Annotated in this window: 1 protein-coding gene and 1 pseudogene; both read right to left on the minus strand. The window is 56.6% G+C overall.

What is annotated here, in order from left to right:
- Nucleotides 1–445: pseudogene (locus Q7T06_RS10325) on the minus strand (histone deacetylase); the annotation flags it as partial.
- A gap of 52 nt (nt 446–497) precedes the next feature.
- Complete coding sequence (locus tag Q7T06_RS10330; RefSeq protein WP_304784316.1) at nt 498–2,156, minus strand: hydantoinase/oxoprolinase family protein; 1,659 nt, start codon at nt 2,154–2,156, stop codon at nt 498–500.
- Nucleotides 2,157–2,240: the final 84 nt, after the last annotated feature.

Genomic DNA, 2,240 nt, shown 5'->3' on the forward strand with positions numbered 1-2,240 from the left:
AGTCGGTATCGACGATTGCGATCTTCTTCACGCCATACTTGTGGCGGATGTACTCGACCATGATCGCTTCCATGTTCAGCGGGCAAAAGCCGCGGCTGCCATGCACCACGCGCATCGTGTGATGTCCGCAAGGGCGCACCAGCGCAAACGCGTTATCCACTTCCTTCGTCATCACCTTGTCTGCCGCGGTAATGCAGCCGCCGACGGCAATCAGGTGTGATGCATGCACGATCTCGTCTATGCCCGGCACGCAGAAATGCACGCGCTGTATGTCTTCGGCAGTGGCCACGCCGGGCTTGAATTCCTTGATATTGTCGAAATCCAGCAGACCTTCTTCAAACACCTGATCCTGCGTGTACAACAGGCGTTCTTCGCGCTCCGGATGCGTAGGCGAGATCGCGTAGTCGAATGCCGGGAAAAATACCAGCCCTGTGTTTTTCTTCACGATGTGTTCCTTCAGACTTGTTGGTGCTTGTTGTACACGCTCATGCTCTTGCTCATTCTTCATGCTTGATCAAGCCGGGTTTGATCTGCAAGCGCACGCGTATATTCTTGCCGGTGGTTGCATAGCCATGAATGACGTTGAATGACTGGCAGTCTGCGACTTCCACTTCCAGGTCTTCATCGCGCGCACCGGCGGCACGGGCGATTTCAAGCAAACGTTCCTGACCGTGCGCGACAATGTCGTCTACCGTCGCGCGCGAAGAGATCTGCATCTTGCGGCCGTCTTCGGCAAAGCTCAGTTGCTGCGATTCGGTATCGGCCAGCAAATTCAATTCGACCGTGGTGCGCGCCATCGCGGCACCGCTGGCATTGATGACATCGGAATTTTCCGGCACCACTGCCGGCAATTGCAGCAGTTCTCCTACCTGTTTGGCAAGATACGGAGCCGGTCCACCGACGGCGATCAATTGCTGCGGGTGCAGGGTTTTTCCTTCCAGCAGTTCATGTATCGTATAGACCGGCTTGCTGTTGACCTCGCTGATCATCTGCGTGACCTTGGCGGCAATGCTGGCGCACATGCTGTCGACGATAGACTTGGCAACCTGTTGCGGCGTTTGCTGCAAGGTGCTCGCCAGGCTTTCCATCGCGCGCATGGCCTTGCTCTTGTCGCCGATGTCGGCTAGGCCGAACACGATCAGCGCATCGGTAGGCGTAGGCACCGGGCCGTCGAAGGCCATCGCCGAGCCCTTGCGTTCGGGACCGATCTGCAATGCGCCGTTGACGACCTGCACATGGCTGTCGCCGCCTAGCGCCATCGAATGCGTGAGCAGGCCGCGGATCAGGGTCTTGTGTCCTTCGATCTCGACGCCCTTGGGTTCCAGCAAGGGCGCGCCATCGGCGAACAATGCGATATCGGTGGTGGTGCCGCCGATATCTATCGATACCGAATCCTGTGTCAATGAAACAAAGGGCAGCACGCCCATGATGGTGGCGGCGGGTCCCGATAAAATGGTTTGCACCGGATAGTTGCGCGATTGCTGTACGCCTATGGTGCCGCCATCGGCCTTTAATATGAACAGCGGTACATCGACCCCGAGTTCCTGCAGATAGCCGGCCAGCTGATCGACCATGCGACTGTGCAGGCTCCAGATCGCAGCGTTCAGATATGTGGTTGCAATACGGCGCGGGAAATTCAGCACGCCGGATTGGTGATGGCCGAGCGATATGTGCGTGGCCTGATCGGCAAAGAATGCGCCGACCTCCTGCTCATGCACCGGATTGCGGGTTGAAAATTTTCCGATGATCGCGAGGTGATCGATCTTGTCTGTGCTGAACTGTTTTTTCAGCGCCAGCAGTTCATCGTCATCGATTGCTTCTGCTTCTATGCCGCGGTGATTCATGTAACCGGCGATCAAGTGCGTCTGGTCGGCAAGCGGCAAATCCCTGGGCGAAACGCCAGGCCCGTTCATGACGATCAGGCCGACCGGGTCGAGCTGGTTTTGCGCAACCGCATTGGTCGAAATCGTGGTGCTGAGCACGATGCGTTTCAGCTGCCTGATATCGTCGGCTGTCGTGACAGCCTGCGTCGCGCGCATCACGCAGCCCAAAATATCATGCTTGTCGGTCAGTACTTTGGACTTGCGGATGATTTTGCGGTTCTGCATCAATACCGAATCGGTATGTGTGCCGCCTACATCAATGCCAAGAATCATGCTTTTCTTTCTGGGGTAAAAGACACAGCGAGACTGTTGCGAGCGAACAGGATCGCGCTGGGGATTGCACTGTATGAGTCAATT

Origin of the sequence: Herminiimonas sp., assembly GCF_030645555.1 — a bacterium.
Lineage (GTDB): Bacteria > Pseudomonadota > Gammaproteobacteria > Burkholderiales > Burkholderiaceae_D > Oxalicibacterium.